General features: G+C 54.1%; 26 protein-coding genes, 1 pseudogene and 1 other annotated feature. Of the genes and pseudogenes, 12 read left to right on the top strand and 15 right to left on the bottom strand.

Annotated elements, in window-relative coordinates; translation table 11 throughout:
• Nucleotides 1–529, top strand: a 529-nt coding sequence (locus LZP96_RS22845) for an autotransporter outer membrane beta-barrel domain-containing protein (protein ID WP_258926374.1), incomplete at its 5' end; no start/stop codon positions are given.
• Between the two features lie 90 nt (nt 530–619).
• Here the strand turns inward: LZP96_RS22845 and ldtA are convergent.
• The 5 genes from ldtA to dacD form a co-directional block, all read right to left on the bottom strand.
• Nucleotides 620–1555, bottom strand: coding sequence for a L,D-transpeptidase (gene ldtA, locus LZP96_RS22840; protein ID WP_258926373.1), 936 nt, complete (start codon nt 1553–1555; stop codon nt 620–622).
• A 138-nt stretch (nt 1556–1693) separates the two neighbouring features.
• Entirely contained in the window at nt 1694–2029 is a 336-nt protein-coding gene (locus tag LZP96_RS22835; RefSeq protein ID WP_064326636.1) for a DUF496 family protein, read from the bottom strand.
• A 167-nt stretch (nt 2030–2196) separates the two neighbouring features.
• Nucleotides 2197–3255 (bottom strand): FUSC family protein, encoded by a 1059-nt coding sequence (locus LZP96_RS22830; RefSeq protein WP_258926372.1) that lies wholly within the window; start codon nt 3253–3255, stop codon nt 2197–2199.
• Between the two features lie 99 nt (nt 3256–3354).
• Nucleotides 3355–3828, bottom strand: a complete 474-nt coding sequence (sbmC, locus tag LZP96_RS22825) for a DNA gyrase inhibitor SbmC (protein ID WP_064326638.1) — start codon at nt 3826–3828, stop codon at nt 3355–3357.
• Nucleotides 3829–3960: 132 nt separating this feature from the next.
• Nucleotides 3961–5127, bottom strand: a complete 1167-nt coding sequence (gene dacD / locus LZP96_RS22820; protein WP_064326639.1) for a serine-type D-Ala-D-Ala carboxypeptidase DacD — start codon at nt 5125–5127, stop codon at nt 3961–3963.
• Between the two features lie 198 nt (nt 5128–5325).
• Here dacD and sbcB point away from each other — a divergent pair, with 198 nt between their 5' ends.
• A complete protein-coding gene (gene sbcB / locus LZP96_RS22815; protein WP_258926371.1) occupies nt 5326–6762 on the top strand; it encodes an exodeoxyribonuclease I in 1437 nt (478 codons plus the stop codon).
• A gap of 32 nt (nt 6763–6794) precedes the next feature.
• Here the strand turns inward: sbcB and tsuB are convergent, their stop codons facing one another.
• The 6 genes from tsuB to LZP96_RS22790 all read right to left on the bottom strand — a co-directional run bounded on the left by tsuB (nt 6795) and on the right by LZP96_RS22790 (nt 11703).
• On the bottom strand, nt 6795–7022 hold the full coding sequence (tsuB, locus tag LZP96_RS22810; protein WP_064326640.1) for a thiosulfate utilization sulfurtransferase TsuB/YeeD: 228 nt from the start codon (nt 7020–7022) through the stop codon (nt 6795–6797).
• A gap of 18 nt (nt 7023–7040) precedes the next feature.
• Nucleotides 7041–8096 carry a thiosulfate utilization transporter TsuA/YeeE gene (gene tsuA, locus LZP96_RS22805; RefSeq protein ID WP_064326641.1) on the bottom strand — a complete coding sequence of 352 codons (1056 nt, stop codon included), beginning with the start codon at nt 8094–8096 and terminating at the stop codon, nt 7041–7043.
• A gap of 176 nt (nt 8097–8272) precedes the next feature.
• Nucleotides 8273–9631, bottom strand: coding sequence for an APC family permease (locus LZP96_RS22800; RefSeq protein WP_064326642.1), 1359 nt, complete (start codon nt 9629–9631; stop codon nt 8273–8275).
• Nucleotides 9621–9683 carry a membrane protein YoeI gene (gene yoeI / locus LZP96_RS24240; RefSeq protein WP_157685373.1) on the bottom strand — a complete coding sequence of 21 codons (63 nt, stop codon included), beginning with the start codon at nt 9681–9683 and terminating at the stop codon, nt 9621–9623. The genes LZP96_RS22800 and yoeI overlap by 11 nt, the downstream gene beginning before the upstream one ends.
• A 224-nt stretch (nt 9684–9907) precedes the next feature.
• Nucleotides 9908–10837, bottom strand: a complete 930-nt coding sequence (locus tag LZP96_RS22795; protein ID WP_064326643.1) for a LysR substrate-binding domain-containing protein — start codon at nt 10835–10837, stop codon at nt 9908–9910.
• A gap of 41 nt (nt 10838–10878) precedes the next feature.
• Complete coding sequence (locus tag LZP96_RS22790) at nt 10879–11703, bottom strand: SDR family oxidoreductase (RefSeq protein WP_258926370.1); 825 nt, start codon at nt 11701–11703, stop codon at nt 10879–10881.
• Between the two features lie 176 nt (nt 11704–11879).
• Here LZP96_RS22790 and hisL point away from each other — a divergent pair, with 176 nt between their 5' ends.
• From hisL to hisIE, 9 genes are all read left to right on the top strand, one after another.
• Complete coding sequence (gene hisL, locus LZP96_RS22785; RefSeq protein ID WP_099516347.1) at nt 11880–11930, top strand: his operon leader peptide; 51 nt, start codon at nt 11880–11882, stop codon at nt 11928–11930.
• Nucleotides 11906–12029 (top strand) — a sequence feature (His leader region). Its footprint overlaps the gene before it by 25 nt.
• 45 nt (nt 12030–12074) lie before the next feature.
• Entirely contained in the window at nt 12075–12974 is a 900-nt protein-coding gene (gene hisG / locus LZP96_RS22780; protein WP_064326645.1) for an ATP phosphoribosyltransferase, read from the top strand.
• Nucleotides 12975–13059: 85 nt separating this feature from the next.
• Nucleotides 13060–14364 carry a histidinol dehydrogenase gene (hisD, locus tag LZP96_RS22775; RefSeq protein WP_258926369.1) on the top strand — a complete coding sequence of 435 codons (1305 nt, stop codon included), beginning with the start codon at nt 13060–13062 and terminating at the stop codon, nt 14362–14364.
• The gene (hisC, locus tag LZP96_RS22770) at nt 14361–15422 is read left to right on the top strand and encodes a histidinol-phosphate transaminase (protein ID WP_258926368.1); all 1062 of its coding nucleotides are present in this window, start codon (nt 14361–14363) and stop codon (nt 15420–15422) included. The genes hisD and hisC overlap by 4 nt, the downstream gene beginning before the upstream one ends.
• Nucleotides 15419–16486, top strand: a complete 1068-nt coding sequence (gene hisB / locus LZP96_RS22765) for a bifunctional histidinol-phosphatase/imidazoleglycerol-phosphate dehydratase HisB (protein WP_064326648.1) — start codon at nt 15419–15421, stop codon at nt 16484–16486. Before hisC ends, hisB begins: the two co-directional genes overlap by 4 nt.
• On the top strand, nt 16486–17076 hold the full coding sequence (gene hisH / locus LZP96_RS22760) for an imidazole glycerol phosphate synthase subunit HisH (protein WP_258926367.1): 591 nt from the start codon (nt 16486–16488) through the stop codon (nt 17074–17076). Before hisB ends, hisH begins: the two co-directional genes overlap by 1 nt.
• Complete coding sequence (gene hisA / locus LZP96_RS22755; protein WP_258926366.1) at nt 17076–17813, top strand: 1-(5-phosphoribosyl)-5-[(5-phosphoribosylamino)methylideneamino]imidazole-4-carboxamide isomerase; 738 nt, start codon at nt 17076–17078, stop codon at nt 17811–17813. Before hisH ends, hisA begins: the two co-directional genes overlap by 1 nt.
• Entirely contained in the window at nt 17795–18571 is a 777-nt protein-coding gene (gene hisF, locus LZP96_RS22750; RefSeq protein WP_258926365.1) for an imidazole glycerol phosphate synthase subunit HisF, read from the top strand. The genes hisA and hisF overlap by 19 nt, the downstream gene beginning before the upstream one ends.
• Complete coding sequence (hisIE, locus tag LZP96_RS22745) at nt 18565–19176, top strand: bifunctional phosphoribosyl-AMP cyclohydrolase/phosphoribosyl-ATP diphosphatase HisIE (RefSeq protein ID WP_258926364.1); 612 nt, start codon at nt 18565–18567, stop codon at nt 19174–19176. The genes hisF and hisIE overlap by 7 nt, the downstream gene beginning before the upstream one ends.
• 46 nt (nt 19177–19222) lie before the next feature.
• On the opposite strand, the gene wzzB is transcribed toward hisIE, so the two are convergent.
• Nucleotides 19223–20206 (bottom strand): LPS O-antigen chain length determinant protein WzzB, encoded by a 984-nt coding sequence (gene wzzB, locus LZP96_RS22740; protein ID WP_064326653.1) that lies wholly within the window; start codon nt 20204–20206, stop codon nt 19223–19225.
• A gap of 189 nt (nt 20207–20395) precedes the next feature.
• Between wzzB and LZP96_RS22735 the strand changes: the two genes are divergently transcribed.
• Nucleotides 20396–21400 carry an NAD-dependent epimerase gene (locus LZP96_RS22735; protein ID WP_064326654.1) on the top strand — a complete coding sequence of 335 codons (1005 nt, stop codon included), beginning with the start codon at nt 20396–20398 and terminating at the stop codon, nt 21398–21400.
• 54 nt (nt 21401–21454) lie between these two features.
• Here LZP96_RS22735 and ugd read toward each other — a convergent pair whose 3' ends face one another.
• The 3 genes and pseudogenes from ugd to LZP96_RS22720 form a co-directional block, all read right to left on the bottom strand.
• The gene (gene ugd, locus LZP96_RS22730) at nt 21455–22621 is read right to left on the bottom strand and encodes a UDP-glucose 6-dehydrogenase (RefSeq protein WP_064326655.1); all 1167 of its coding nucleotides are present in this window, start codon (nt 22619–22621) and stop codon (nt 21455–21457) included.
• A 222-nt stretch (nt 22622–22843) separates the two neighbouring features.
• Nucleotides 22844–24250, bottom strand: coding sequence for an NADP-dependent phosphogluconate dehydrogenase (gnd, locus tag LZP96_RS22725; RefSeq protein WP_064326656.1), 1407 nt, complete (start codon nt 24248–24250; stop codon nt 22844–22846).
• A gap of 164 nt (nt 24251–24414) precedes the next feature.
• Nucleotides 24415–24678 (bottom strand): annotated as a pseudogene (locus LZP96_RS22720) (phosphomannomutase CpsG); the annotation flags it as partial.

Genomic DNA, 24678 nt, shown 5'->3' with positions numbered 1-24678 from the left:
CCGCTCGGTGGCGTATGGCGACGTGAACAAGGTGGCCGATTCCGACGCGCGTCAGCAGTATCTGGAGTTCCGCAGCGAGGGCGCGAAGACCTTTATGCTCTCCGAGGGGATGACCGTGACGCCATACGCGGGCGTGAATTTCCGCCACACCCTTGAGGATGGCTATCGCGAGCGCAGCGCGGGTGATTTTAACCTGACGATGAACGCGGGCAGCGAAACGGCGGTGGACTCCGTTGCCGGTCTGAAGCTGGACTACGCGGGTAAAAACGGCTGGAGCGCAAACATGACGCTGGAAGGCGGCCCGAACCTGAGCTACAGCAAAAGCCAGCGCACCGCCTCACTGCAGGGTGCGGCAGGCCAGCAGTTCAGCCTGGATGACGGGCAGAAAGGCGGCGGCGTGAACGGTCTGGCGACGGCGGGCGTTAAGTTCAGCAGCAATGACTCGGCGCTGCATCTGGATGCCTACCAGTGGAAGGAGGACGGCATCAGCGACAGGGGCTTTATGCTCAACCTCAAAAAAGCGTTCTGAGAACAGTCAGGGGGCGCTGGCCCCCTTCTCGCCGGGTGACGCTTGCGCTTATCCGGCCTGTCGCGCCGTTAAGCTTCTGAATATGCGCCTTTATAGCTGCCCGGTATGATCCTGTTGAACATTAATGGGTACGGGCATACCTGAGCGGCGGGTGAAGGCGGCACTGACCACAGCGGCATCCACGTCCACACCCTGCGTCATCATGCGCAGTGCTGGCGTGATGGGCAACGGAACCTTCTTGTCCGATTCAAATTCGGCACGGTTGCGGGATAAAGGCTCATGCACTTCGAGCCAGCGCGTTCCGTCCGGCTCAAGGGTGGCTTTTACCGGCCGATCGATCATCTGAACCCGCGTGCCCACCGGAACGTTGTCGAAAAGATATTTAATATCGTCTTTGCGCAGGCGAATACAGCCCTGGCTGACGCGCAGGCCGATACCGAAATTCGCATTGGTGCCGTGAATCGCATACAGCTTGCCAATGTAAATGGCATAGAGCCCCATGGGGTTATCTTCCCCTGGCGGGACAAAAGCCGGCAAGGTTTTGCCCTCTTTGGCATATTCACGCCGGGTATTCGTGGTAGGCGTCCAGGCTGGCGCCTCCTGCTTGCGCTCGACTTTGGTGACCCAGTTACGCGGCGTTTCGCGCCCGGCTTGCCCGATACCAATCGGCAGGATCTCAACGGTATTACTCCCTTCCGGATAGTAATAAAGCCGCATCTCAGCAACGTTAATCACAATCCCCTGCCGTACGGTATCGGGCAGAATCAACTGTTGCGGAATGATCAGCTGCGTACCGGCTTTAGGCAGGAAAGGGTCGACGCTGGGATTGGCTTCGAGCATATTGCTGAACCCTTGCCCGTACTGAGCGGCAAAAAATTCCAGCGGCTCGGTATTGCCTTCCGGCACGGTCACCGTGACGGGCGCGCCCACCAGCCGGCTTCCCTCCGGAGGAAGCGGATACGTCACCGCCAGTGCGCTCTGAGTCAGCGCGGCAAGCGCGAAGGCCAGCGTAGTTAAACGAATCATAATGTCCCTGTTATGTGATACGACGTCGATAAGCTAAATATAACCCTTTCTATAAGATTCGCCTTAACGGACCGGCTTTCCCTGACAACAAAAAAGGCCCTCTGTCACCAGAGAGCCTTTATGCATAACGCGTCGGGATTATTCGCTTTTTGCTTCAGCGTTTTTGATCTCACCCATCACTTTCAGCTTCTTAGAGATGTCGCGACGTTCTTTGGAAATCTCTGCATTTTTGATGATGTAGTCGTCAACGCGGTCTTCATAATCGCTTTTCATGCTGGCAATAATGCCTTGAATAGCTTCAACGCTCATGCCTGGCTTGATGTAATCGCTCAGGTTGTCGAGCAGCAGAACACGTTTCTGGTTGTCACGGATCTTCTTCTCCACGTCCTGGATTTCACGCTGCAGTTTGTTTTTGCGGCGGAACAGGCGGACGAACTCCAGAACATCCTGGAACGAAGGCTTGGTAGTTTCCATTTTTATACCCCTGATAATGTGGATTCGGATTCGTTAAAGCAACCGTTGTGACATTAACCTTACTTACAGCGGTTGCGAATGACAATGAGTATATCGTTTAAAGCTATCATAACCTCAAATGATGCTGAATCGAAGCAGCAGGCATCACAACTCCCCCTGGCAGCGTTTTATTTGCGCAGCGCCCGGCAGATAAGATGCGACAATAGCTCAAGCTGACGCGCCAGCTCCATGCTCAGCCAGACGTAACCGTGGATAGGCGTTTCCGCCACGTTGTCGCCTTTATGCTCGTTTATAAGCTGGCGCAACTCCGCCACAATCTCGTTAAGACGCTCGGTGTTGGCCAGAATGGGCTGCGGGTTTCCTTCATAGAGCGCGTGAGCGATGGTCAGCAACGTTTGCTGCGTCATCTGTTGAGTCTCTTTCAGCGTATGCGCATTAAGCAGGACGAAGTGGCTGGCGCGAGACGCCCAGTGGGCGTTAATTTGCAGCTCAAGCATGCACACCAGATTGCGGCTCACGGTTTGAATCGCTTCAAAGATGGATTTCTGAATGTGGGTCTCTTTGCTGGCCGGCACAATCAGCCCACGCATTTTCACCACATCGTTCAGGATCTTTTGCAGGTGTTTTTCAAGCCGCGGACGCTCAACCAGATTAGGCGAAAACCCGGCCTGATAGACACGGTTAAAGGCCGTCACATAGTTCGCCATCTGAATGCGCCAGTGCAGGAATGCGCGCTGCGGCCAGATTCCGGTAAAGAGCATCGCCAGTAAAGAGCCAAGGATCACATCACCGCTTCGCCAGAGCGCCGTAGCCATATCCCCCGCCGGAGCACCGACCACCACGGAGAGCGTGATACCAATCAGCAACGCCTGATAGGGCTTTTTCCCGAGCGCCAGCCATCCGCACAAAAACATCGCACAGGCGCACCAGAGCAGCATAACCGGCAGAGAGATGAGTTCCAGCCTGAGGGCGATAAGCCCTAGCGCGGAGCCAAATATCGTGCCGCCGATACGCTCAAAGGCGCGAGGGACCACGTTTCCCCAAAAAGAGATCGGACCCATGATCACAACAAGGGTGATCAGTGGCCAGGTGCCCTCCGGGATATCAAGCAGGCGCACCAGCAGAAAGGTGAGGATGAATGCCAGGGCGATGCGACAACCATGCACAACGCGGTAATGGCGATAAAGACGGATCTCAAAAGGAGTTAATGATTTGTCGGGACGCACACCCGCTCTCCAGCTACACGGCAAATCACAATTGTACTGAGTTTTCTGCCAGACGCATCACGCCCGGCAGAAAAACCCTATAATTTGCAGGAATAAACTTTAACCCGCTCTGTTTTGTACCGGCACACACATTTCAATATCCCAGTAGCCGTCCGCGTTACCGTCATTAAGGTAACGTTCAAAGCACGGCTTTGGCGCAATTTCGTACTGGCTGTCTTCAAGGAGACTGTTAAAGAAGTGCTTCCAGGGGGTGGCGAAATCGTGGTTTTCTACCCGCGCCGTGGCAACGGCATAATCCCCTGCTGCCACTTCCGTCAGAATGACGCCTTCGCTGTCTGGCGGAATAACAAAATCCTCCGCGACGGCGATCGCCGTATTGCAGCGCAGTTTTTCCGCAGGCACTTCATCGGGATTATCGTAATAGACCGCGATCCACTCCAGGGGCTGGATCTGGCGGCCCTGTACCCACATCATCAACTGCTCAAAGCCCTGTTTAACCGTCTGGTCCCATGGGCCAACCAGATGAAAACCGGCAATTTTACGTTTCTGCTGCTGCGTGATGCTGTAGTCCATGCTGCCTCCGTATTATCACTGTATATACATCCACTCTAAAGCAGATTATGTCTGTACGGCAAACCGGAAGTGTTTATTATGCGAGCAGACTCGCAGGAGTGCCAGTCTGCTTTTTAAGGAAGGAAGAAGGGGTCAGGCTTTATGGTGGATATAGTCGCTCAGGCGTGAGAAGAACCCGCCTTTATTGACCTTTTCCAGAGTGACCAGCGGCCAGTGCGCCACGATCTTATCCCGATCGTACAACTCGATTTCGCCTACGCGCTGATGGGCCGCAATCGGGGCTTCCAGCTCTTTTTTATCCAGCACATATTTGGCTTTGATGTTTGCGACTTCCGCTTTTGGCAAGGCCAGCCAGAAATCCTGCTCCGTGCCCAGGGAGATCTGCTCTTTATCGCCATACCAGATCCGTTCGGTCCCCACCTGTTTACCGCTGCGCAGGATCTGCACGGTGTCGAAGTTTTGTTGTCCCCAGTGCAACAGCTTGCGGGCCTGATCTTCACGTCCTTTCGGGCTGTCTGCCCCCATGACCACCGCGATTAACCGGCGCTGACCGTCGACCGCCGAGGCAATCAGGTTGAAGCCTGCCCCGGAGGTATGCCCGGTTTTCAGACCATCGACATTCATGGTTTTATCCCACAGCAGACCGTTGCGGTTTTGCTGGGTGATTCCATTCCATGTCAGGCTCTTTTCACTGTACATGTGATAAAACTCAGGCTCACCGTGGATAATTGCGCGAGACAGCACGGCTAAGTCGTAAGCGGAGCTGTGCTGTCCGGGTGCATCCAGGCCATGTACCGTTTCAAAATGGGTATCGCGTAAATGGAGCTTTTGCACATAGTCGTTCATCAGGGTAACGAACTGCGGCTGTCCACCGGCGACATGATCGGCCAGCGCCACGCAGGCGTCATTACCGGAATCCACGATCAGACCCCGGCTTAGATCGCGAACCGTAACCCGATCGCCCTCTTTCAGGAACATCAGCGAAGAACCATCAAACACCGGATTGCCTTTCGCCCACGCATCGCGGCCCACGGTGACAACGTCATCGGGAGTAATACGGTGGCTGTCGATGGCGCGATCCACTACGTAGCCCGTCATCAGTTTAGTGAGGCTCGCCGGGTTACGCTGCTGGTGTTCGTTTCCGGCCGTTAAAATTTGACCCGTGGTGTAGTCCATCAGCACCCAGGACCCTGCCTGAATGGCAGGCGGCTGCGGCGCAAAATCCAGCGGTTCGGCAGCCAGTGCAGAGGTAATGCTCGAAGCGAGCAAGGAAACAGCAATAAACAGACGGCGTTTCAAGGGTATATCCTCAGGTCATTTAAAATCGCTGTCCGTTTTACGGAAGTTCTTGTGTCGTTACCTGAAAAAATTGCAAAAAAGTGTGACTAGCGTCGTGATTTTATCGGAATCTACGCCGCAATTTCGCCATGAATTCACGCTTTTCGTTCGGAGGGAGCCCCGGGATGGTTTACCATAGAGGAGTCACTTTTCAACTGGATGGTATTACTGGTGTCTGATTCCGCCGCGCTCCCTACATTCCTTTTCCACGATTACGAGACCTTTGGCACCAGCCCATCGCTGGACCGTCCCTCTCAGTTCGCGGCGATTCGCACCGATGCGGATTTCAACGTCATCGGTGAACCAGAGGTTTTTTACTGTAAGCCTGCCGATGATTACCTGCCGCAACCCGGTGCCGTTATGGTCACCGGGATCACTCCGCAGGAAGCCCGTGAAAAAGGGGTCACTGAAGCCGAATTTGCCGGGCGTATTCATCGTCTTTTCACCGTGCCTGATACCTGCGTGGTGGGCTATAACAACATCCGCTTTGATGATGAAGTTACGCGCAATATCTTTTACCGCAACTTCTACGATCCCTATGCCTGGAGCTGGCAGAATCACAACTCGCGCTGGGATTTGCTGGATATCATGCGCGCCTGCTATGCCCTGCGCCCTGAGGGCATAAACTGGCCCGAGAACGACGATGGGTTACCCAGCTTTCGTCTGGAACATCTCACCCGCGCCAACGGCATTGAGCACAGCAACGCGCACGATGCGATGGCCGATGTTTACGCCACTATCGCCATGGCTAAGCTGGTTAAAACCGCCCAGCCGCGTCTTTTTGAGTATTTGCTTAGCCATCGCAGCAAGCATAAATTAATGACGCTGATTGACGTGCCGCAGATGAAGCCGCTGGTGCATATTTCCGGCATGTTCGGGGCCTGGCGCGGTAATACCAGCTGGGTTTCCCCGCTGGCCTGGCATCCGGACAACCGCAATGCGGTGATCATGGTGGACCTCGCTGAGGACATCACCCCGCTTCTGGAGCTGGAGAGCGATGCCCTGCGTGAACGCCTTTATACCCCGAAAGCAGCGCTGGGCGAGGCATCACCCGTTCCAGTCAAACTGGTCCATATCAATAAGTGCCCGGTACTGGCGCAAGCAAACACCCTTCGCCCGGAAGATGCAGAACGGCTGGGTATCGACCGCCAGCGCTGTCTGGATAATCTGAAAGTGCTGCGCGATAACCCGCAGGTGCGTGACAAAGTGGTGGCCATTTTTGCCGAAGCCGAACCTTTTGTCCCGTCAGAGAACGTCGATGCCCAGCTTTACAACGGTTTCTTCAGCGATGCCGATCGGGCCGCGATGAACATCGTGCTGCAAACCGATCCGCGTAACCTGCCCGCCCTGGACATTACCTTTGTCGATAAACGCATCGAGAAATTACTGTTCAACTACCGCGCCCGTAATTTCCCAGGCACGCTGGACGAAAACGAACAGGCGCGCTGGCTTCAGCATCGTCGCAACGTATTTACGCCGGAGTTTTTGCAGGGCTATGCGCAGGAGCTGGAAATGCTCTATACGCAGTATGAAGGCGATACGGAGAAACAGACGCTGCTGAAAGCGCTCTATCAGTACGCGCAGGAGATTGTGTAGCCAATCCCCTCCCGGGCGGGAGGGGATGAAAGTCAGGCTTTCTGAACGGTGATACTCCAGGCCGCGTCGCCCACCTGCTGGTAATCCGTGATTTCGTGACCCTCTTCTGCCGCCCACTGCGGAATGGCTTCCGTGGCCTGGGTGCAGTCGAATTCAATAATCAGCTCATCGCCGCTGGCCATTTCCGCCAGCGCCGCTTTGGCTTCGATCAGGGGAAACGGACACACCTGCGTCACCACATCGAGTTTTTTAACGGTCATATACTGCTCCTGTACGTGTTAGGCTGTCGCCGGCGCAAGCGTTGCTTTTCGCTGAGGGCGAACATATAAAAACCACGACGCCGTCCATACGCCGAGGATCATAAAGACTAAACCGATCCATCCTTGCCAGGTCATCATCGCGGTCATCACCAGACCATTACCAATGGAGCACCCGCCCGCCGCACTGGCGCCAACGCCCATCAGAAGGCCGCCAAAGGCACTGCGTAGCGTGGTTTGCGCATCTGCCGCGCGGACGCGGAACTCGCGGCTGGCTTTTGCCGCAATAAAGGAACCGAGAAAAATCCCCAGCACCAGGAACACGCCCCAGTTGAGGAATTTACTCTGCCCTGCCACCAAAAATTGCAGGATGTTAGCGGTCGGCGAGGTGATGCCTAAGCCAAACAGTCGTCCTGTCGCCTCACTCAATGGCCAGGCCAGCAGCGCAATCAACCCAATGAGTACGGCGGTGACAAACGGATGCCAGCGCTTCTCAAACAACAGATGCGCCAGACCGGTGCGGCGTGGTGGAAGCGAGGCAATCTTACGTTTTGGTTTACGCAGCTCCTTCATCACCAGCCAGACGGTGACGACCAGTAACAGAGCGATAAACGGCCATACGGACAAACCGAAGGTCTCCGGAATGGAGTTATGCTCCGTGCTGTAGGTTTTGAGTACCTGATTCAGGCCATCAGCGTGCGGCGAGCGCATTACGGCACTCATCAGCATATAGGTAAAGAGCGCAATCCAGCTGCCAATAAGCCCCTCACCGGCGCGATACCAGGTACCTGTCGCGCAACCGCCCGCATAGACAATCCCCAGCCCGAAGATATAGCCCCCGGCGACAGTGCCCAGCCAGGGGAAGGCGCCCGCAGAATAACGAATATACCCAAGCTGAATGAGTGCAAATACCCCCACGCTCTGGATGGCGATGGCAATGAGCAGTGCATAGAACATGCGATTATTTTTTGCGATATACATATCGCGGAAACCGCCCGTCAGGCAGAAACGTCCGCGCTGCATAACAAAACCGAGAAGCGCGCCGCAAAATAGCCCGCTCAATATCATTGAAAGCATAATAATTAATAAGTCAGCAAAATATCAGACTGCAAATTATTATGGATCGTTCTGGCAGGAACCAATAACCAAAACGTCTAACATAGACCTGACGGTTATTAATCATTTGGGTTAAGTCAGATTTAAGGCAAAAAAAACCGGAGAACATGTCTCCGGTTTATCATGCTTAACGCGTATTACTGCGGAATGTCTTCGTACTGTGGCACTGGGTTGCGGAAGCTTTTAGTCACGCATGCCAGATAAATCAGGCCAATGCCGCCCCAGATGAGACCCAGAACCATTGAGCTCTCTTCCAGGTTAATCCACAGCGCGCCCACGGTCATCGCGCCACACAATGGCAGGACCAGGTAGTTAAAGTGGTCCTTCAGCGTTTTGTTGCGCTTCTCGCGGATCCAGAACTGAGAGATCACCGAGAGGTTAACAAAGGTAAAGGCAACCAGCGCACCGAAGTTAATCAGCGCCGTTGCGGTGACCAGGTCAAACTTAATGGCCATCAGCGCAATGGCACCTACCAGCAACACGTTCCACGCAGGAGTACGCCATTTCGGATGAACATAACCGAAGAAGCGCGTCGGGAAGACGCCATCACGGCCCATCACATACATCAGACGAGACACGCCTGCATGCGCCGCCATACCGGATGCCAGCACGGTGACGCTGGAGAAAATCAGCACGCCCCACTGGAAAGTTTTACCCGCAACATACAGCATGATTTCAGGCTGTGACGCATCCGGATCTTTAAAGCGAGAGATGTCCGGGAAGTACAGCTGCAGGAAGTAAGACGCACCAATAAAGATGATGCCGCCAATCAGCGCTGTCAGGAAGATCGCACGTGGAATCACACGTTCAGCGTCTTTGGTCTCTTCAGACAGAGAAGAGATGCCGTCGAAGCCCAGGAACGAGAAGCACAGAATAGTCGCGCCGGTAATCATTGGCACAACGTGCGCACCTTCAGACCAGAACGGACGTGTGCTGGTCAGCGTGCCTGCCCCTTCACCGTGAGAAACGCCGTAAATGATCAGACCCACAATCACCGCAACAATACCCATCTGCAGAATAACAATCAGGGTGTTGAAGTTTGCGACGGTCTTAATGCTGCGCAGGTTAGAGATGGTCATAAAGGCCACCAGTGCGACAACAAAGATCCACGAAGGTACGGAAGGCACCAGCGCTTCGAAGTAAATTTTCGCCAGCAGAATGTTGATCATCGGCATGAACAGGTAGTCCAGCAGAGATGACCAGCCCACCATAAAGCCAACGGTAGGGCTAATGGATTTCTGAGCGTAGGTGTATGCAGAGCCTGCAGACGGGAAACGGCGAACCAGTTTACCGTAGCTCAGCGCTGTAAAGAGAATCGCGATCAGCGCAAAGGCGTAAGCCGTTGCAACGTGACCGTCAGTAAGGCCTGATACGATACCGAACGTATCAAACAGCGTCATCGGCTGCATGTAGGCAAGGCCCATCATAACAACCGGAATCAACGTAAGGGTTTTACGTAATTCCACGCGAGAGGTTGGAGTAGCGTTATGCGACATGGTTATTCTCCATTACGGTAAATACCGCCGCGTAAGCAAAAGATTGCCCCATTTCTGTATTCCTCAGCGACAACAACTGTCGGATTTTAGTAAATATCTATCCGGTACTAAGCCCGGCCTCTTGGATTTTTTTAAATGGCGTTTTGGTACATGCAAAAAAAAATAACCGACGCCTTTTATATCGTCGATTATTCATTTGTTTGCAGCGGCCGCATTTTGCCCCACCTTGAAGGCAAAACGCAATACTTTGGCCAGGCATTTACTCTTTTCTTTTTACTAACTGGCTGAATTCGCGGCATCCTCCGTTGTGTAAACCATAGCAATAGCACTATTTGCTAAAATTTCATCTCGCCACCATGCGCTAGCCAGCCCGGCGGTCTGTTCGTTCCAGCCAACCCATACCGAATCGTGGTTCACCTGGGCCAGTACCTGTTTTTCCACCAGCGCGCCCGATTCAATAAAACGCTGCGCAAGATAGCGGGGTAAATACCCGCAGCCCAGCCCGCTGATTTGCAGCTCCAGCTTGGTTTTGAAATCAAAAACGGTAATGGCTTCCTGATCGTCCAGTAATTGGGAAGACATCGCGCATTCAGGTAAGGAACTGTCCCCAACCACAATCGCCCGACACCCTTTAATGACGCGACGGCTAATCGGTTCTGGCTCCTGCGCCAGTGGATGATGAGGCGCAACCACAAACACCTGCTCAAGCACGCCGAGCCGGGCGAAGCCGAAATCGCTTAACTGCGGAGGGTCATGCAGGGCGCCGATGATAATATCCGCCCTGCCCTGCGTGAGCGCCTCCCAGGAGCCGCCCAACACCCCGTTAATGAATTTCAGCCGGGTCACGCTGTGGCGCTGATAAAAAGCTTCAATCAGCGGCGTCAGCAGTGAAAAGGGAAAGGTATCATCGACGCCAATGATCAGTTCATTTTCCCACCCCTGGTGCAGCTTTACGGCCTGCTTTTCCAGCTCGCGAACCGTATGCAGCACTTCACGCCCTTTTTCGAGCAGCATTTGTCCGGTGCGGGTAAAGCGGGCGCGGTGGCCCGAGCGGTCAAGCAGTTGAATATTGAGGTCGCTTTCCAGCTTATGAACGGTATAGCTCAGCGCGGAGGGCGTTTTGTAGAGCTTTGCCGACGCCGCGGCAAAGCTTCCCTCTTTTTCCAGGGCATCCAGAATAATCAGAACATCCAGCAGAGGTTTCATACTCGCCCCCTTTCGGTGTGCGATCGTCTCCGCTGGGGACGTTATTCCATTGGCATAACCAGCGGATCGGGATATTGATATTCAAATCCCAGTTCACGGCAAATACGATTGCCATCAATGACTTTGCCTTGCCCTTCCCCGGAGGTGTCCCGGAATTGCGGAGGCTCCAGCCCTAGCTGGCGGGCCATCACCGGATAAAAAGTGCTTCGCGCCGGGTGAGAAGGTGCACATATATTATAGATGTGCCCGCCCTTCGGAGCTTGTAAGAGTAGCGTAATCGCGCTGATAACATCCTCAAGATGCACAAGATTGACACCGTGCTGCCCATTTGGCGCGGTTTTACCGGCGAAAAAACGCCCCGGGTGACGATTCGGGCCAACCAGTCCGGCAAGACGTAAAATATCCACCTGCGTGCCTGGCAAGTTGTGCAGCCAGTCTTCCAGCTCTTTCAGCACACGGCCGCTCGCAGTCACCGGTTCGCGCTCCGTGCCCTCTTTTACGTTACCGTCGATATCGCCGTAGACAGACGTTGAGCTGGTAAAAATGATACGCGGGATATTGTGCGCTAAGGCGCTGTCCACGATTTCCTGCACGGCCTGGTGATAGAATGTCTCTCCGGGACCACTGCGACGTGCGGGCAAGGTGAGCACCAGGGCATCCACGTTCATCAGTGTGTCCAGATCGTCAGCATCACAAACCAGCTCTGGCTCCAGGCGAAGCACCACGCTCTGGATGCCACACATTCTGGCAGCCTCAACCCCATCTTCCGTGGTTTTGCTGCCGGTCACCTGCCAGCCTCGCGACGTCAATGACATCGCCAGCGGCATCCCTAACCATCCTAAACCGACAATTGCGACCTTTTTCATGCGTTTTCTCCTGACATTCACGCGTCTCCTGTTAAGGCTACGCCAGCGATACGGAACTGACAATTCATAGCTTCAATATGAAATGAATTAATGATTAAAAAAAGGCCTTGCTTTACACCATTAATGTGGTTTAGGTTAAAAGACATCAAATGAATAAGCATTCATCGAGAAATTATATGACACGCGTTCCATTTAAAAACCACCATCATCACCATCATCCTGACTAGTCTTTCAGGCGATGTGTGCTGGAAGACATTCAGATCTTCCAGTGGTGCGAGAACGCAAGAGAGAGCCCCCGGAAGATCATCTTCCGGGGGCTTTTTTTTGGACCGTGTTCAGGCAGATTCAAACAGGATAACGAGGACCACAGAATGTTAGATAACTCACGTTTACGCATAGCTATTCAAAAATCAGGCCGTCTGAGCGATGATTCACGCGAATTACTGGCCCGTTGCGGTATTAAAATTAATCTGCACACCCAGCGCCTGATTGCCCTGGCAGAAAATATGCCGATCGATATTCTGCGCGTACGTGATGACGATATCCCCGGTCTTGTGATGGACGGCGTGGTTGACCTCGGTATCATTGGCGAAAACGTTCTTGAAGAAGAGTTACTCACCCGTCGTGCGCAGGGCGAAGATCCGCGCTATTTTACCCTGCGCCGCCTGGATTTTGGCGGTTGCCGCCTGTCGCTGGCCACCAACGCCGATGAAGCCTGGGACGGCCCGGCCGGGCTGAACGGCAAACGTATCGCCACCTCTTATCCTCACCTGCTCAAACGTTATCTGGATCAAAAAGGGGTGCAGTTCAAATCCTGCCTGCTGAATGGTTCAGTGGAAGTTGCCCCGCGTGCCGGTCTGGCGGACGCCATCTGCGATCTGGTCTCCACTGGCGCCACGCTTGAGGCCAACGGCCTGCGTGAAGTCGAAGTGATTTACCGCTCTAAAGCCTGCCTGATTCAGCGTGATGGCGAAATGGCGGATGCCAAGCAGCAGCTGATCGACAAACTGCTGACCCGTATTCAGGGCGTGATTCAGGCGCGCGAATCCAAATACATCATGATGCATGCACCCACCGAGCGTCTGGATGAAGTGATTGCCCTGTTGCCAGGCGCAGAGCGCCCGACGATTCTGCCGCTGGCAGGCGATCAACAGCGCGTGGCGATGCACATGGTCAGCAGTGAAACCCTGTTCTGGGAAACCATGGAAAAACTGAAAGCGCTGGGAGCAAGCTCCATTCTGGTGCTGCCGATTGAGAAGATGATGGAATAACGTCACGTATGCCGCCCGGTGGCAGTTCGCTTACCGGGCCTACACAACCCGTAGGCCGGCATCCGGCAACTTTAGGAAGACGATCATGAGCTTTAATACCCTCATCGACTGGAATACCTGTAGCGAAGCGCAGCAAAAAGCCCTGCTGATGCGCCCTGCCCTCTCCGCCTCTGAGAGCATCACCCGCACGGTGACCGAGATTCTGGATAACGTGAAAGCCCGCGGGGATGACGCCCTGCGTGAATACGGCGCGAAGTTTGATAAAACCGAGATCGCGGCGTTACAGGTAAGCGAACAGGAAATAGAAGAAGCCAGCCAGCGCCTGGGTGATGAGATCAAACAGGCAATGGCCATCGCGGTTAAAAACATTGATACCTTCCACACCGCGCAGCAGTTGCCCGCCGTAGATGTGGAAACGCTGCCCGGCGTGCGCTGCCAGCAGGTAACCCGTCCGGTGGACTCCGTTGGTCTTTATATTCCTGGCGGCACCGCGCCGCTGTTTTCGACCGTACTGATGCTGGCGACACCGGCACGCATCGCGGGCTGCCGGAAAGTGGTTCTCTGTTCACCGCCGCCGATTGCCGATGAGATCCTCTACGCTGCCCGTCTGTGCGGCGTGCAGGCTATTTTCAAAGCCGGTGGCGCTCAGGCCATTTCCGCCCTTGCTTTTGGCACTGAAACCGTCCCTAAGGTGGATAAAATCTTTGGCCCGGGCAACGCCTTTGTCACCGAAGCCAAGCGCCAGGTCAGCCAGCGTTTAGACGGCGCGGCCATTGATATGCCTGCGGGTCCGTCCGAAGTACTGGTGATAGCCGATAGCGGGGCAACGCCGGACTTCGTCGCCTCCGATCTGCTTTCGCAGGCCGAGCACGGCCCGGACTCGCAGGTGATCCTGCTAACGCCGGATGCCGGGATGGCGCAGCGCGTGGGCGAGGCCGTCGAGCGCCAGCTTGCCGACCTGCCGAGGGCTGAAACCGCCCGACAGGCACTGGCCGCCAGCCGCCTTATCGTGGCGAAAGACCTGGAGCAGTGTATTGCCATCTCTAACCAGTACGGGCCTGAGCACCTGATTATTCAGACCCGCAACGCACGCGATCTGGTGGAGAGCATCACCAGCGCAGGGTCTGTCTTCCTGGGCGACTGGTCGCCCGAATCGGCAGGTGATTATGCCTCCGGCACGAACCACGTTCTGCCGACCTATGGGTTCACCTCGACCTGTTCCAGCCTGGGTCTGGCTGATTTCCAGAAACGTATGACGGTGCAGGAACTGAGCCGCGAAGGCTTCTCCGCGCTGGCCTCCACCATCGAAACGCTGGCCGCTGCGGAGCGGCTGACCGCCCACAAAAACGCCGTGACGCTGCGCGTTGCAGCCCTGAAGGAGCAAGCATGAGCATTGAAGAGTTAGCCCGTGAAAATGTCCGCAGACTCACTCCGTATCAGTCTGCACGCCGTCTGGGCGGCAACGGCGATGTCTGGTTGAATGCAAACGAATTCCCGACCGCCGTCAGCTTTGCGCTTACTCAGCAAACATTAAACCGTTATCCGGAATGCCAGCCAAAAGCCGTTATTGAGAACTATGCCCGGTATGCAGGGGTAAAACCGGAGCAGGTGCTGGTCAGCCGTGGCGCCGACGAAGGCATTGAGCTGTTGATTCGCGCGTTCTGCGAACCGGATAAAGATGCCGTGATGTACTGCCAGCCGACCTACGGTATGTACAGCGTGAGCGCTGAAACACTGGGTGTGGAGTGTCGCAACGTTCTTTCGCTGGAAGACTGGCAGCTCGATCTGCCCACGATTACAGAGAACCTGGACGGCGTTAAGGTCGTCTTCGTCTGCAGCCCGAACAACCCGACCGGACAGATTATTAATCCGCAGGATATCCGTACCCTGCTGGAGCTAACCCGGGGTAAAGCGCTGGTCGTTGCCGATGAAGCCTATATTGAGTTCTGCCCACAGGCGACGCTGGCAGGCTGGCTGGAAGAGTATCCTCATCTGGTTGTTCTGCGCACGCTGTCCAAAGCCTTTGCGCTGGCAGGCCTGCGCTGCGGCTTTACCCTGGCCAACCAGGAAGTCATTAACCTGTTGATGAAGGTGATTGCGCCTTATCCGCTCTCAACGCCCGTGGCCGATATTGCCGCGCAGGCGCTTACGCCGCAGGGGATCAACGCTATGCGCGAACGGGTGGCGCAAATTCTGCTGGAACGTCAGTATCTTTCAAATGCCCTGAAAGAGATCCCCTGTGTGGAACAGGTCTTTGAGTCTGAAACAAATTACATCCTGGTCCGTTTTACCGCCTCCAGTGCTGTATTTAAATCTTTATGGGATCAGGGCATTATCTTACGAGACCAAAATAAACAACCTTCTTTAAGCGGCTGCCTGCGAATCACCGTGGGCACACGTGAAGAGAGCCAGCGCGTGATTGACGCCCTGAAAGCGGAGAAAGTATGAGCCAGAAGTACCTCTTTATCGATCGTGACGGCACCCTGATTGCCGAGCCACCCAGTGACTATCAGGTCGACCGTTTCGACAAGCTGGCTTTTGAAGCGGACGTGATCCCCGTGCTGCTGAAGCTGCAAAAAGCGGGTTACAAGCTGGTGATGATCACTAATCAGGACGGGCTGGGCACAAGCAGCTTCCCGCAGGCGGAATTTGACGGGCCGCACAATCTGATGATGCAGATCCTGAACTCGCAGGGCGTGACGTTTGACGAGGTGCTGATCTGCCCTCATCTGCCGTCCGATAACTGCGACTGCCGTAAGCCAAAAGTGAAGCTGGTGGAACGTTATCTGGCTGACGAAGCCCTCGATAAAGCGCACAGCTATGTGATTGGCGATCGGGCGACCGACATTGAGCTGGCGAATAATATGGGCATTCAGGGGCTGCGTTTTAACCGTACCGACCTGAACTGGGCCATTATCGGTGAGCGCCTGACGCAGCGCGATCGTTACGCGCACGTCGAGCGTAATACCAAAGAGACACAGATTGACGTTAAGGTCTGGCTGGACCGTGAAGGTAGCAGCAAGATCCACACGGGCGTTGGTTTCTTTGATCATATGCTGGACCAGATTTCGACCCACGGCGGTTTCCGGATGGAAATCAACGTGAAAGGCGACCTTTATATTGACGATCACCACACGGTGGAAGATACCGGGCTGGCACTGGGTGAAGCCCTGAAGCTGGCGCTGGGTGATAAACGTGGCATTAACCGCTTCGGTTTTGTGCTGCCGATGGATGAATGCCTGGCGCGCTGTGCGCTGGATATCTCCGGCCGTCCGCACCTGGAGTATAAAGCCGATTTTACCTATCAGCGCGTCGGTGACCTGAGCACCGAAATGGTCGAGCACTTCTTCCGCTCGCTCTCCTACACCATGGGCGTGACGCTGCACCTGAAGACCAAAGGCAAAAACGATCACCACCGCGTTGAAAGCCTCTTTAAAGTCTTTGGCCGCACGCTGCGCCAGGCGATTCGCGTGGAGGGTGACACGCTGCCCTCGTCAAAAGGAGTGTTGTGATGAACGTGGTCATTCTGGATACCGGATGCGCCAATCTGAACTCCGTCAAGTCGGCGATTGCGCGTCATGGTTATGAGCCTACCGTGAGTCGCGATCCTGACCTGGTGCTGCGCGCTGACAAACTCTTTTTACCGGGCGTCGGGACGGCCCAGGCGGCAATGGATCAGATCCACGAACGCGAGCTGGTGGAGCTCATAAAAGCCTGTACCCAACCGGTGCTGGGTATTTGCCTTGGCATGCAGCTGCTTGGGCGGCGCAGCGAAGAGAGCAACGGCGTGGACTTACTCGGCATTATCGAAGAAGACGTGCCGAAAATGGTCGATCACGGTCTGCCCCTGCCGCACATGGGCTGGAACCGCGTTTATCCCAAGGCGGGCGATCGTCTGTTCCGGGGGATTGAAGACGGGTCTTATTTCTATTTTGTGCACAGCTACGCCATGTCGGTTAATACCTGGACTATTGCCCAGTGTCAGTACGGCGAAGCCTTCACCGCAGCGGTGAATAAAGATAATTTCTTTGGCGTGCAGTTCCATCCGGAGCGCTCCGGCGCGGCGGGCGCACAGCTGCTGAAAAACTTCCTGGAGATGTGATGATCATTCCTGCGTTAGATTTAATCGACGGCACGGTAGTGCGTCTCCATCAGGGAGATTACGACCAGCAGCGTCATTACGGCAACGATCCGCTTTTGCGCCTGCAGGATTATGTCGCCCAGGGTGGCGAGGTGTTGCATCTGGTCGATCTGACCGGGGCGAAAGATCCCGCTAAGCGCCAGATTGCGCTGATCAAAAGCCTGGTGGCCGGCGTCGATGTGCCCGTGCAGGTCGGCGGTGGCGTTCGTACCGAAGAGGATGTCGCCGCCCTGCTCGATGCCGGCGTGGCGCGCGTGGTGGTGGGTTCCACGGCGGTTAACGATCCTGAAAATGTGAAAGGCTGGTTCCGTCGCTTTGGCGCGGATGCGCTTGTGCTGGCGCTGGATGTCCGTATCGATGACCAGGGGCAAAAACACGTGGCCGTCAGCGGCTGGCAGGAGAACTCCGGCGTAACGCTGGAAGCGCTGGTCGAAATGTACCTGCCCGTTGGGCTGAAACATGTCCTCTGCACCGATATTTCTCGCGACGGTACGCTGGCGGGTTCTAACGTTTCGTTGTACGACGACGTGTGCGCGCGTTACCCGCAGGTGGCTTTTCAGTCGTCTGGCGGCATTGGTTCGCTGGCGGATATTGCGGCGCTGCGTGGCACGGGCGTGCGCGGGGTTATCGTGGGCCGGGCATTACTGGAAGATAAATTTACTGTGACGGAGGCGATTCAATGCTGGCAAAACGGATAATTCCCTGCCTCGACGTTCGTGATGGACAGGTCGTAAAAGGTGTGCAGTTCCGCAACCATGAAATTATTGGCGACATCGTACCGCTGGCAAAACGCTACGCCGAAGAAGGCGCAGACGAACTGGTGTTTTACGATATCACCGCTTCCAGCGACGGGCGCGTAGTGGACAAAAGCTGGGTGTCGCGTGTGGCAGAAGTGATCGATATTCCGTTCTGCGTCGCGGGCGGTATCAAAACAGCCGACGATGCAGCCCGTATTCTTTCGTTCGGTGCTGACAAGATTTCCGTCAACTCCCCTGCCCTGGCCGATCCGGAGCTTATCACCCGTCTGGCTGACCGCTTTGGCGTGCAGTGTATTGTCGTGGGTATTGATACCTGGTTCGATGCGGCGACGGGGAAATACCACGTCAATCAGTACACCGGCGATGAAAGCCGGACGCGCATTACCCAGTGGGAAACCCTGGACTGGGTCCAGGAAGTACAAAAACGTGGCGCAGGTGAAATCGTGCTGAACATGATGAACCAGGACGGCGTGCGTAATGGCTACGATCTCGAGCAGCTGAAAAAGGTGCGCGCCGTGTGCCACGTTCCGCTGATCGCCTCCGGCGGCGCGGGAACCATGGCGCACTTCCTGGAAGCGTTCCGTGATGCAAACGTCGACGGCGCGCTGGCGGCATCGGTATTCCACAAGCAGATTATTAATATTGGCGAGTTAAAAACGTACCTGGCAGATCAGGGCGTGGAGATAAGGGTATGTTAACAGAGCAACAGCGGGCCCAACTGGACTGGGAAAAAACGGACGGATTGCTGCCCGTGGTCGTACAACACGCGGTATCTGGCGAAGTGCTGATGCTGGGTTATATGAACCCCGAGGCGCTGGCGACCACGCTCGACAGCGGGAAAGTGACCTTCTACTCGCGCACCAAACAACGCCTGTGGACCAAAGGCGAAAGCTCGGGTCATTTCCTCAATGTGGTGAGCATTGCACCGGACTGCGATAATGACACGCTGCTGGTACTGGCAAACCCTGTCGGCCCAACCTGTCATAAAGGGACCAGTAGCTGTTTTGGCGAGGCCAGCCATCAGTGGCTGTTCCTGTTTCAGCTGGAACAACTGCTGGCTGAGCGCAAAACGGCAGACCCGGAAAGCTCCTATACCGCCAAACTGTATGCGAGCGGGACCAAACGTATCGCGCAAAAGGTGGGCGAAGAAGGGGTCGAAACGGCACTGGCGGCGACCGTGCATGACCGGGAGGAGCTGATAAACGAAGCCTCCGACCTGATGTACCACTTGCTGGTGTTGCTCCAGGACCAGGATCTCGACCTAACGGCGGTAATTGAGAACTTACGTCAGCGCCACAAATAAAAAAAGACCGGGGAAACCCGGTCTTTTTTTGTCCGCAATCTGTCTGCTAGATCTCTCTGCGCTGATAGTTACGCAGCGCATTACGTCCCAGCACAACACCAGAACCGATAATGCCACCAAACAGCACAGCCAGCACCAGAGACAGCGCCTTTTTCGGGCTATCGCGACGGATAGGCAGGTCCGGTTTCATTACGTAGCGATACACATGAATGGTATCCGGATTGACATTCAGATTCTGGATATCCAGTAAGTTCTGCTTGGTCTGATAATAGGCAGGTGAAAACACCAAAGGACGCGTGGTTTCGTGCTGAATCATAGAGTTAAGCGCTTCACTGCCAAGCAGGAACATGGTCTCCTGCGTGACGTCCTGAGTCTGCTGGATTTGCGGGGTAGAAATTTTTGCCGCTTCAGCAAATTTTAGTGCTTCGACGATCTGCTTCATGCGCAACTCTTTCTGTTCCTGCGCAACCTTTTCCTGGTTCTTCAAGGAATCGTTCAGTGTCGTAATTTGCTGTTTTATGTTGTCCTTAAGGTCAACAGAGAGCTCTTTTGCGGTTTGCTCATCCACCTGCTGGATGTATTGCGCCAGCTGCTTCTGAGCAGCCTGAGCTGACTCACCGACATAGGAAACGCTTAATGGCAGAGGTTGTTCAGCCACAACAGCTTGTATGGTCAATTTTTCAGGGTCTTCCTGATTATATAAGGCCTGAGAAAGTGCAGAGAAAGCAGAGTTAAAACGACCAATCGCGCGAGTCTGGATATCCAGCATTGAGGGTGCATTACTTCCGTAGAGGATGTTCAACGCATTGCTGTAGGTCGCGATTTGAGCCGCATCGGGCTGGGAGATAATCGCCGTAGAGGTCCATTTTTCTTTAGCCAGGGTAATATACGCCACGGCTATCAACATAAAGACAGCAATAAACGCCACAATTATCCCCTTGCCCCGCCAAAGCTGTAATGCTAAATCAATAAGATCAATTTGCTCCGGGTCATTGCTTCTGCTGACCACGTTATTGTTGTTATGCGTCATACAATCCTTAACAGATAAAAGCACAAAAAATATTGTTTACTAGTTTATCGCTTGTGGTGGAATTTTCTATAAGAATCCGATGAGTCATATCGAAAAGATCGGTTTGGTAAGCCTGGCGCATCGCGCTATCATAAATGCCATTCCGGTGCAGTTACGCACCCACGATGTAGATATTGGATAAGGAACGGTATGAAATTTCTGGTCACCGGCGCAGCGGGCTTTATCGGCTTTCACGTCAGCGAACGTCTCCTGCAGGCAGGACATCAGGTTGTTGGTATTGATAACCTGAATGACTACTACGACGTTAACCTGAAGCAGGCGCGACTGGACCTCCTGTCATCCGACAGTTTTACTTTTCATAAACTGGATCTGGCCGACCGCGAAGGGATGGCAGCCCTGTTCTCGCAGGAGAAATTCGATCGCGTGATTCATCTGGCGGCTCAGGCCGGGGTGCGTTATTCCCTGGAAAATCCGCATGCCTACGCTGACGCAAACCTGACAGGCCATCTTAACGTGCTGGAAGGCTGTCGCCACAACAAGGTCCAGCACCTGCTTTATGCCTCATCCAGCTCCGTTTATGGGCTGAACCGCAAAATGCCGTTCTCGACGGATGACTCCGTTGACCATCCGGTTTCACTGTACGCGGCAACCAAAAAAGCCAACGAGCTGATGTCGCACACTTACTCACATCTTTATCAGTTGCCGACTACCGGCCTGCGCTTCTTTACCGTCTATGGTCCATGGGGCCGTCCGGACATGGCGCTGTTTAAATTCACCAAAGCGATGATTGAAGGCAACAGCATCGACGTTTATAACTACGGCAAGATGAAGCGTGACTTCACCTATATCGATGATATTGCCGAAGCCATTATTCGACTGCAGGATGTCATTCCGCAGGCAGATGCAAGCTGGACGGTGGAAGCCGGCTCACCCGCGACCAGCTCCGCACCGTATCGCGTCTACAACATCGGTAACAGCTCCCCTGTTGAGCTGATGGACTACATCACTGCGCTGGAAGAGGCCCTGGGCGTCGAAGCGGTCAAAAATATGATGCCTATGCAACCGGGTGACGTACTTGAAACCAGTGCAGACACCAAAGCGCTTTACGACGTTATCGGCTTTAAGCCGCAAACATCGGTGAAAGATGGCGTGAAGAACTTTGTGAACTGGTACCGCGATTTTTACAAGGCCTGATAACAAAAAAGCCCGGCAACTGTGCCGGGCTTTTTTCTGGGTACGACAGGCTTGTCAGTCGCTACCAAACAGATCGCGGGTATACACTTTATCCGCCACGTCTGCCAATTCGGCAGCCATACGGTTAGAAACGATAACATCCGCCTCTTTCTTGAAAGCATCCAGATCGCGAACCACGCGAGAGTGGAAGAATTCGTCTTCCTGCATCACCGGTTCATAAATAATGACCTGGACACCTTTTGCCTTAATACGCTTCATGATTCCCTGAATGGACGACGCACGGAAGTTGTCAGAACCACTTTTCATGATCAGACGATACACGCCAACGACCTTCGGTTTTCTGGAAAGAATAGAGTCAGCGATAAAATCTTTACGCGTGCGGTTAGCATCGACAATAGCTGAAATGAGATTGTTCGGTACCGACTGGTAGTTAGCCAGCAGCTGCTTGGTATCTTTGGGCAAGCAGTAGCCGCCATAACCAAAGGACGGGTTATTGTAGTGATTGCCAATACGCGGATCGAGACACACCCCTTCGATAATCTGGCGACTGTCCAGCCCCAGACTCTCTGCATAGCTGTCCAGCTCGTTGAAGTAGGCGACACGCATCGCTAGATAGGTGTTAGCGAAAAGCTTGATGGCTTCAGCTTCGGTGGAGTCAGTGAACAGCACGGCGATATCTTTCTTCACGGCACCTTCCTGCAACAGAGCAGCGAAGCGTTCTGCGCGTTCTGAACGCTCACCAATGACAATGCGTGACGGATGCAGATTGTCGTATAACGCACGACCTTCGCGTAAAAACTCCGGCGAGAAGATGATGTTATCGATGCCGTATTTTTCACGGACAGACTGAGTGAAGCCAACCGGAACGGTGGATTTGACGATCATCACGGCGTTTGGGTTGATTTCTTTTACGTCACGGATAACGGATTCAACGCTCGAGGTATTGAAGTAGTTTGTTTTTGGATCGTAATCGGTTGGCGTCGCAATGATCACATAGTCCGCACCACGATAAGCATCTTGCTTGTCGGTCGTCGCGCGGAAGTTTAGCGGCTTCGTAGCCAGGTATTCTTCAATCTCTTTGTCTACAATCGGGGACTGCTTTTGGTTAAGCATATCCACTTTGGCCTGCACGATATCCAGCGCCACCACTTCGTGGTTCTGCGCAATGAGAATACCGTTAGAGAGACCGACGTAACCTGTACCGGAAATTGTAATTTTCATTCGCTAATGACTTCTGTGAGTTAACTGTAGAGATGGTCGCCAGACCATCACGATAATCAATAACTGTTGGGTTTTTACATCCTGGCTTGTAGAGGTGTCAAGGTACAGCCAGCAGATAGACGCTAACCGGGCTGATATTCGGACTACTTCGAATCAAGTTCCACCCTTCAGACATAAAAAAACCCGGAGAAATCTCCGGGTTTTTTTATTCAACGGTCAGAATTAATCCAGCCATTCGGTGTGGAACACACCGTCTTTGTCCGTACGCTTATAGGTATGCGCACCAAAGTAGTCACGCTGCGCCTGAATCAGGTTAGCAGGCAACACGGCGGCACGGTAACTGTCGTAATAGGCTACGGCTGCAGAGAAGGTAGGAACCGGGATACCGTTCTGTACCGCGTAAGCAACAACGTCACGCAGCGCCTGCTGGTAATCATCGGCAATTTGCTTGAAGTACGGTGCCAGCAGCAGGTTGGCAATGTTTGCGTTTTCTGCATAAGCATCGGTGATTTTCTGCAGGAACTGTGCACGAATAATGCAGCCAGCGCGGAAAATCTTCGCGATTTCACCGTAGTTGAGATCCCAGTTGTTCTCATCAGAGGCAGCACGCAGCTGAGAGAAGCCCTGCGCGTAAGAGACGATTTTACCCAGATACAGTGCGCGACGCACTTTCTCGATAAACTCCGCTTTGTCGCCAGCCAGTTTAGCCTGTGGACCAGAGAGGACTTTAGACGCGGCAACACGCTGCTCTTTCAGGGAAGAGATGTAACGTGCAAAGACAGATTCGGTGATCAGTGACAGCGGTTCGCCCAGATCCAGCGAGCTTTGGCTGGTCCACTTGCCGGTGCCTTTGTTGGCTGCTTCATCCAGAATCACATCAACCAGGTATTTACCCTCTTCATCCTTTTTGGTGAAGATGTCTTTGGTGATGTCGATCAGGTAGCTGTTCAGTTCGCCTTTGTTCCATTCGGTAAAGGTCTGCGCCAGCTCTTCATTGGACAGGTTCAGACCACCTTTCAACAGTGAATAGGCTTCAGCAATCAGCTGCATGTCGCCGTATTCGATACCGTTGTGAACCATTTTCACATAATGACCCGCACCGTCCGGACCGATATAGGTCACGCATGGTTCACCGTCTTCAGCTACTGCGGCAATTTTAGTCAGGATAGGAGCAACCAGTTCGTACGCTTCTTTCTGACCGCCAGGCATGATGGATGGACCTTTCAGCGCGCCCTCCTCGCCACCGGACACACCAGTACCGATGAAGTTGAAGCCTTCGGCAGACAGTTCGCGATTACGACGAATGGTATCGTGGAAGAAGGTGTTACCGCCATCAATGATGATGTCGCCTTTATCCAGGTATGGTTTCAGGGAGTCGATCGCAGCATCAGTGCCTGCACCGGCTTTCACCATTAACAGGATACGACGAGGCGTTTCCAGAGATTCAACAAATTCCTGCACCGTAAAGAAAGGAACCAGCTTCTTGCCCGGGTTCTCTGCAATCACTTCTTCGGTCTTATCGCGGGAGCGGTTGAAAACGGAGACGGTATAACCACGGCTTTCGATGTTCAGCGCCAGGTTGCGCCCCATCACTGCCATACCGACAACGCCGATCTGTTGTTTGGACATTACATACTCCTGTCAGGTGTGGTCACCGCGACTTATGCGCGGCTTGAAATGTGTCTGTGATGTTAACCCAGTACTGGCCAAAATAAATAGCTTTTGTCGATCTATGTCACACTGAATGCCTAATCGAGGAGGGATTGGCGAGCATCTATTTTGGCCTCAACCTGTCACTTTCTGAGCAATGCCAGAATCTCTTGAGTTTTTTCTTCCATCAGCGTGACATCCGCACGGGATTCGACGTTCAGACGAACCACCGGCTCCGTATTCGATGAACGCAGGTTGAACCGCCATTCCGGGAAGGCCATGCTGATCCCGTCCGTATGGTCAATCTCCAGCGCGTCCGGTGCGAAATGCGCCTCCACGCGGGCAATTGCCTCTGCCGGGGCCGCCAGCTTGCTGTTGATTTCTCCGCTCGCCGGGAACGCCGCCAT

The sequence above is a fragment of the Huaxiibacter chinensis genome, from assembly GCF_022171985.1.
GTDB lineage: Bacteria > Pseudomonadota > Gammaproteobacteria > Enterobacterales > Enterobacteriaceae > Enterobacter > Enterobacter chinensis_A.
Note: the sequence above shows the minus strand (reverse complement) of the source record. Positions and strands in the feature narration are given on the sequence as shown.